Source organism: Adlercreutzia sp. CNCM I-6207, from assembly GCF_977072305.1.
Map to the genome: position 1 here is coordinate 1 of NZ_CDRVLZ010000034.1, position 7,659 is coordinate 7,659.

The following is a 7,659-nucleotide window of genomic DNA, read 5'->3' on the forward strand; positions in this document are numbered from 1 at the left end:
AGCTGACGCACCTGGAGTCGCATCCCTTCCTGAGCCTGGCCAACCGCGTCAGCATCGGGGAGAGGTACGGCTATATGTCAATGGTGGTTTAACAGCGGGAGAGCCGGAAAATGATTGAAATCAGCGGTTAGCAGCGTCAAAACACTGGTGGTGACGCTGATAAACGCCGATTCGAATACAGAAACGGCCAATCCGACCCCCCGAAAAGTAAGTTCAGCCAAACCTACGCTTGAACACCCGTCGAGACGGCTCAATAATCTCCGGCCACCCACCTGTCGCCAAGCATTGTTCGACTCTTCCAGGACCAACCGACAACTGCTTGGGTGGTCGTGGTCAATTAGCCCCTGAGCCAAAAGCCTATCGAGGAGCGGGGCCATCAGGCATTGCATCGTCTCTTCGGGATGGCCGCGACAAGTAATTGCAATGGTAAGATCTTATGCCATGACGTAGTTGCAGATGCCGCTCCCAAAAGGTCTCCGTACGCTTGAGAGGCCGTCGCTTCATTTTTCGCGAGATCGCATCAGCAACTTCCAGGAAATCGGAGACGCCGTCTATTTGCGGCGAAGTAATGGTTACAACATCGGTGCCATTGGCCAGCAATGCATCTCGCCTCCGGGAATCCCTTGTTTGCTGGTGTCTCGAAAGGTGAGCCTCACGCCCATCGTACTCGGCTGCCAAAGAGTACTGCGGCCAGAGCAGATCGCAAACCACCCGATTGCCACGGAGGATTCGAGCCGCTTGCGAAGAGAGGGAGACCGGCTCGTTGACGAGAGCCTCCGGAAAGCCCATTCCTCCCCACTTCTGCGGCGTGAGGAGCAGCGCATCCATCTCCGTTTCCTTAGGTGAGGCCGATTTCGCGCGAACATATCGGACGGCGATCCGCGCCTTGCGAACGCCTCTTACGCGATCGGCGCGATCGACGAAGGCGCTGAGGCGGGCGGGTGTTGTGAGGGGCGCCCGCACGAGAGCCTCGGATCTTTCAGTATCCAACGGGTAGCAGCCGCAAAGCTCGTACCCGAGCGCGATGAGTTCAGCGACAGAAAGGGCCTCAGCCATCTGGACGAACACCATTTCTGGAGAGCAAACGGCTATGCCAGGAGCGATTTCCAGGAGCGCGTGGCTCGGCAGGGGCGCGGATATTTGGTGAAACAGTATGCGCTGAGTTGAATGCCGTCCGCGCTTAGGCCCCACAAGAACATGGAGCGGATTCTTTTCCGAGGCCTCGTCCCAAAGCTTATCGAGCGTGTGGCGCATGCTCGGCTTCTTCACGTTTTCGATGGCCATCCTGACGGCTGCTTCGGTATCGGCCGACCCGACAATAGGCCTGGGTTCACGCAGATGGCGGAAAGGAAGGTGCCCGGCATCGCGAGGACGGAGATCGTGGAAGGCGCGCAATGTCAAAGGATGGTTGCACGACCATATCCTCAAAAGCACAAGGGCAGTTATGTGACTGAAAGTCAAATCCATGCCGCGTAAGATATCAGGCAGAGCCGCGCGACGGTCGAACAATCGAGAACTCTACGGGATCATCATTGATGAGCAATGAGCCTATTTATCAATCCGTCTACCGATATAGCAAATAGAACGATGCTCGCATACCATTCTCCGCCATCCCCTGAGGAAGACCGATGCTGGAGCATTTCGAGACGTTGCCAAGCCAAGAAAGCGATGGAAAAGAAGGAGGCGATTGGTTAGTGCGGATCTTTTCGTGTTTATCGACCAACGTCTTCTCGAATGGTCGGCACCGCCCGACCCCGTAGGCAAACCGACGTATTGCAGCGTCAAAGATCCTGAAAACGTAGGCAAATCGGCGTTTATCAGCGTCTGAGAGCCAGAAAATGATTGAAATCAGCGGTTATCAGCGTCAAAACACTGATGGTGACGCTGATAAACGCCGATTTCCTTACATTTTTGGACAATGCGCCCTTGGATGAGGCTGACCAACGCACTTTTGGCGGCAGGACGCGAATCGAGTGAGCGGAGCACTCTCAACCGCTCAGCAGGCGATCCACGCAAGCGGGCAACAAGTGCCCCGCCGATTAGAAGATACGACGTCGGGTAGGCGCGTTATGCCACGGCGCAAACATGCTGCATTACGTGCATTACGTGCATTACGAGAGCACTGAACAAAACAACGCTCAGTACCCTACCGACCAGAAGATGAGGCCGCGGGCGGGGGCGTTTTCGCCGGCGGCTTGGCGGTCGCGGGCGGCGAGGACCTCGGCGACCCAGTCGGGGTCGCGCTGGCCGCGGCCCACCATGACAAGCGTGCCCACGATGGTGCGCACCATGGAATGGAGGAAGGCGTTTCCCCGCACGGTGATGACGCGGTGCGGCTCGCCCAGAATCTCCTCGGAGGCGATGGAGATCTCCTCCACGTTGCGGCAGGTCGGCTTGCCGACGGCCGAGGCGGCCAAGCAAAAGCTCTTGAAGTCGTGCTCGCCGATGAGGTGCGTAGCGCCCCGTTCCATGGCGGCGATGTCCAAGTTCGGACCCACATACCAGGCGGTGCGATCGGTGAACACCGGCGGCGTATCCCCCGTGGCGAGGAAGTACTTGTACTCGCGCCACTGGGCGTCGAAGCGGGCCGAGAAGCCCCGCGGCCGCTCCTCCACCGCGCGCACCACGATGCCCTCGCAGGTGAGCGCGTTCAGCGAGCGCCGCAGGTTATAGGGCGTGCGCCCGCGCAGCTCGCACTCGTCGATGTCGAAGGAGACCACCTGCCCGCGGGCGTGCACGCCGGCATCGGTGCGCCCGGCGCAGACCACGCCTACTGGCCGACGGAACAAAAGGTCGAGCGCCTGCTCCAGCTCCCCTTGCACGGTGAGCTGTCCCGGCTGCTTGGCGAACCCCGAAAACGACGCCCCATCATAGGCCACCGTCGCCGAGAACGTGAGCTCCCGCTCGCACTCGGCCGCCCGCTCTTCCAGACTCGGTCGCGAGATTTCCATTAGGCAATCATGGCCTCGGGGCCGAACAGGTCGCGGATCTCCGCCTTCAGCACCGTGGACTGGGCATCCACCGACACCGGCAGCTCGGCGCGGAAGCGGCGGCCGTCGGCCTGCTGCACGAAGAGCACCACGCCGTCGCGACCCGGGTACGAGTTCAGGATGCGACTCAGGTGCGCCGAGCGGTTCTGGTCGAAGGAGCGCGAGGGCACCCGCAGCTCCAAGTGGCTCGGCCGCGCATCTTCCTCGTTAAGCTCCAGCGCCTCCAGCTCGAAGGCCATGATCTGGTTACCGCGGTCACCGCTCTCGAACTTGCCCTTGATCTTCGCGATGACGTCCTCCTGGATGACCTCGGCAAAGTCGTCGTACTTGAAGCAGATGCACTCGATGGAGCCGGTGGTGTCCTCCAGGGTGAACGTGGCCATCTTCGTGCCGCGCTTCGTGAGCTTCGTCGCCACATTCGAGATCATGCCCACGAACACGCCGTTCTTGATCTCCTTGGTCTGTTCGGAGAGCATGCCCATGTCGTAGCGGGACATACGGCGCAGCGTGCCCTCGAAGGGGGCCAGCGGGTGCTCGCTCACGTAGATCTTCATGATCTCCTTCTCGTAGGCGAGCTTGGTGCGCTTGTCCCACTCCACGCCGTCGGGGGCGGGCACGTCCTCCTGGAAGCCGGAGTCGGCGTCGTCGGCGAACATGTCGAACATGGATACCTGGCCGGCGTCGCGATCCTTCTGGCGCTTGGCCGCGCCTTCCAGAAGCGGCGTCTCCTCCACGAAGTACATGAGCTGCTTGCGGGTATACCCGGTGGAGTCGAAAGCGCCGCCCTTGATGAGGGCCTCGAGCGTCTTGCGGTTGTAGCACTTCGCGTCGAGCCGGTTCACGAAGTCGTGCAGCGAGGTGAACGGGCCGTTCGCCTCGCGCTCGGCGATGATCTCGTCGGCGACGTTCTTGCCCACGCCGCGCACGCCCACCAAACCGAAGCGGATGCCGCCCTCGACCGGGGTGAACTCGGCGCGGGAGGCGTTGATGTCCGGCGGCAGCACCGGCGTGCCGTTCTTGTTGCAGCTGGCGATGTAGCGGATGAGGCGGTCGGTGTTGCCCATGTAACTGGTGAGCACGGCGGCCATGAAGTCGTTCGGGTAGTGCGCCTTCAGGTAGGCCGTGCGCATCACGAGGATGGCGTAGGCGGCCGAATGCGACTTGTTGAAGGCGTACTTCGCGAACTTCTCGGCGTCGGCCCAGATCTGCTGGGCGATCTCGAGCGGATAGCCGTTGGCCACGGCGCCCTCGTCCCAATCGGCCTGCAGCTGGCGCATGATGTCGAGCTTCTTCTTGCCCATGGCCTTGCGCAGCTTGTCGGACTTGCCGGCGGAGAAGCCGGACATGGCCATGGAGATCTGCATGATCTGCTCTTGGTAGACCATGGTGCCGTGGGTCTCTTCCAGAATGGGGCGCAGGCGGTCGTCGTAGTAGTGCACGGCGGCCGGGTTCTTCGCCGCCTTGATGTAGTCCTCCACCATGCCGGACTCCAGCGGGCCCGGGCGGTTCAGGGCGATGGAAGCGACGACGTCGGAGAACTGCTTGGGAGGCAGGCGCTTGAACAGGCTCACGTACAGGGCGCCCTCCACCTGGAACAGGCCGTCCATGTTGCCGGACTGCATGAGACAGAAGGCTTTCTCGTCGTCAGTGGGAACCTCCTCGGGCACGATCTTCGTGCCGGTGCGCTCCTCGATGTTGCGGCAGGCGATGGAGAGCACGTCCAGGGTGCGCAGGCCCAGAAAGTCCATCTTCAACAGGCCCAGATCCGGCGTGTAGTGGCCGTCGTACTGCGTGATGATGCCGCCGCCCTTGGTGTCGCGCTTCATGGGCACGTGATCGCTCATGGGGTCGCGGCAGATGATGGTGGCACAGGCGTGCACGCCCTCGCCGCGCACGTGGCCCTCGATGGACTTCGCGGCGTCGATGATGCGCTTGACGTCCTCTTCGGTGTCGTAGGCCTTCTTCAGGTCGGGGTTCGTGTCCAGCGCCTTGTCGATGGTGATGCCCAGCTCGTCACCGATCATCTTGCAGATGCGGTCGCCCACGCCGTAGGGGTAGTCCAGCACGCGGGCCGAGTCGCGCACGGCGTTTTTGGCCTGCAGCGTGCCGAAGGTGATCACCTGGGAGACGTGATCCTCGCCATAGACGTCCTTGATGTGGTTGATGACTTCTTCGCGGCGGCCCTGCTCGAAGTCGACGTCGATATCGGGCATCTCCACGCGCTCGGGCGAGAGGAATCGCTCGAACATGAGGCCGTTGGGCATAGGGTCAAGGTCGGTGATGCCCATGGCGTAGGCCACGATGGCACCGGCGGCCGAGCCGCGGCCCGGGCCCACGCCGATGCCCTGGCTGCGCGCCCATTCGATGTACTCCTGCACGATGAGGAAGTAGGCCGGGAAGCCCTGCTGAATGATGATGCCCATCTCGTAGTCGGCCTGCTTCTGCTCGCGCTCGGGCACCGGGGAGCCGTAGCGCTTCTCCAGGCCCTCCTGCACGCGCTTGCGGAACCACGACTCCTCGGTCTCGCCCTCGGGCAGGGGAAACTTCGGCAGGATGGGCTCGCGCTCTAACGTGACGTCGCACTTCGCCGCCACTTCCACGGTGTTGTCGCAGGCCTCGGGGAAGTCCTTCATGGCCTCGCGCATTTCCTCTTCGGTCTTCATGTAGAACTGGTCGTTCTCGAACTTCATGCGGTTCGTCTGGTTGACCGTGGAACCGGTGCCGATGCACAGCATGATGTCCTGGGCCTCGGCGTCTTCCTTCAGCAGGTAGTGGAAGTCGTTGGTGGCGATGGTCTTGAGTCCCGCGGCCTTCGCCACGCGGGTGAGCTCGTGGTTCAGCTCGGTCTGGGTGAAGCCGGCATCGGTGCGGATGCCCTGGTTCTGCAGCTCGATGTAGAAGTCGCCCTCATCGAAACAGCTGGCGAACTTACGGGCCCATTCCACGGCGTCGTCGAAGCGGCGCTCGTCGAGCAGCTTCGGGATGACGCCGGCAATGCAGGCCGACGAGCCGATGATGCCGTGGCCGTACTTCTGCAGCATGGAGAAGGTGGTGCGCGGCTTGTAGTAGAAGTTGTCCACGTGAGACTCGCTGACGAGTTTCAGCAGGTTATGGTAGCCCTCGTTGTTCTTCGCCAGAAGCAGCAGGTGATACAGCTTCGGCTTCACGTCCTTGCGCAGCGACTCGTCGGGGGTGAAGTACACCTCGCAGCCGAAGATGGGCTTCACGCGCTTGCCCGTCTCCTTCTCGACGGCGTCGCAGGCGTCGGAGAGTTCCACCATGCCGGACATGACGCCGTGGTCGGTGACGGCCACCGCCGGCATGTCCAGCTCGGCGGCGCGGCGCACCATGTCCTTGATATGGGTGAGCCCGTCGAGCAGCGAGTATTCCGTATGGTTGTGCAAATGGACAAATGCCATCGTCAGCCCCTTCGATAAGGTCGGCGGCGCACGGATTTCAGTTGTGGTGTGGTTATGCGCGCTGTGCCGTGTCATGCTGGGTCGAAAGCGCGCGGCAGACGCGAGCCCAGATCGCCGCGCCGCCTCCCTTCCGACCGCTCTTCCGTTCCGTCATTTTCTCGGCTGCCATGATACCAGCCTGTCGCCCCACGGTGTGCGAACAAACAGTGAGTTTTGCATGGAATGCCCTGGGAGCGCGAGCCATCGGAAGCACCATCAAACCTAGAATTCAATCTCGCCGTAGTCGAGACCGTGCGTATCTCGCATCCATTGGAAGAACTCGTCGCAGTCCATGACGGGAACGAGGCCCTGGGGGAAATCGGACTGGTTGCGTGCGATGAGGGCATCGGCTCTAAGCGCCAGGGCGATTTCGTAAAGGAGGTAGTCCTCTGGGTCGTGCCACGAGGTGGCGAGCATCAGGTCGACCTCCCTCTCGCTCGCTGCAAACACGTTGACGAAGGTGCGCAAGCCCCGCAGTTGCCCCATGACGGCATCCATCTCGCTCGTTCGTCCTCCGTTGGAAAGGATGTACACGAGGTCGGTCACCTGAGACGAAGAGATCCACAGCTCGAACTCCCCCACCCGACCGCCAATCATCAGCAGCCGAGCCTTCTCGTAGAACGGCTCGCACTCATTCAGGTAGTCCACAACCACGTTGGTGTCGAGAAGTAGCTTGGCTTGGGCCATGTCACACCAGCCCCTTGGCGGCGAGACGGTCAAGCTTGATCTCGGCCTTCGTCATATCGTCGAACCGTGTTGAGCGCTTGCGCGAGAGGTTGTCGACAAAGCGCGCCGCCGATGCCCACCGCTCGTCTGCGGACGCACCACCGTCTTGCAAAAGGAAGTCGGCGCTCCCCTCCTCGATCAGCCGGTCGAACAAGAGGTTTACCGCCTGAGAGGCGTTCATTCCATCTCGCTTGAGCACACGAAGCCCCTGCTGCTTCTTCCGCTCCGGCATCCGCCCCGTCACCATCGCATCGGTCACAATGACCTCCTTTCTTGCTGTACAACATTTTGAGTACAACTATTGCGAAAGTCAAGACTACTGCTAATCACTCGCTCGGTTGACGAACTACCCTGAAATTGTATGAAATCTCGAGTTGTTAGCGTCTCGGGGGTGCGGACTCCAAGTTGGACACCCAGGTGTCCGGAAGGGAGTTCGAATGTACGACAAGAGGGCCAAGCAGGATGCGCTGGATCTGTGGTTCTCG

Annotated in this window: 5 protein-coding genes; all 5 read right to left on the bottom strand. The window is 61.3% G+C overall.

What is annotated here, in order from left to right; translation table 11 throughout:
* Positions 1–357 precede the first annotated feature (357 nt).
* The 5 genes from ACW4QM_RS11270 to ACW4QM_RS11290 all read right to left on the bottom strand — a co-directional run bounded on the left by ACW4QM_RS11270 (position 358) and on the right by ACW4QM_RS11290 (position 7,433).
* On the bottom strand, positions 358–1,284 hold the full coding sequence (locus ACW4QM_RS11270) for a hypothetical protein (protein WP_161127422.1): 927 nt from the start codon (positions 1,282–1,284) through the stop codon (positions 358–360).
* Positions 1,285–2,138: 854 nt separating this feature from the next.
* Complete coding sequence (truA, locus tag ACW4QM_RS11275; protein WP_237974471.1) at positions 2,139–2,951, bottom strand: tRNA pseudouridine(38-40) synthase TruA; 813 nt, start codon at positions 2,949–2,951, stop codon at positions 2,139–2,141.
* Positions 2,951–6,409, bottom strand: a complete 3,459-nt coding sequence (gene dnaE, locus ACW4QM_RS11280) for a DNA polymerase III subunit alpha (RefSeq protein ID WP_455798462.1) — start codon at positions 6,407–6,409, stop codon at positions 2,951–2,953. The genes truA and dnaE overlap by 1 nt, the downstream gene beginning before the upstream one ends.
* A gap of 261 nt (positions 6,410–6,670) precedes the next feature.
* The gene (locus tag ACW4QM_RS11285) at positions 6,671–7,135 is read right to left on the bottom strand and encodes a type II toxin-antitoxin system VapC family toxin (RefSeq protein ID WP_237974473.1); all 465 of its coding nucleotides are present in this window, start codon (positions 7,133–7,135) and stop codon (positions 6,671–6,673) included.
* Between the two features lies 1 nt (position 7,136).
* Positions 7,137–7,433: a RelB/DinJ family addiction module antitoxin gene (locus ACW4QM_RS11290; RefSeq protein ID WP_237974474.1), complete on the bottom strand. Its 297-nt coding sequence runs from the start codon at positions 7,431–7,433 to the stop codon at positions 7,137–7,139.
* Between the last annotated feature and the right edge of the window lie 226 nt (positions 7,434–7,659).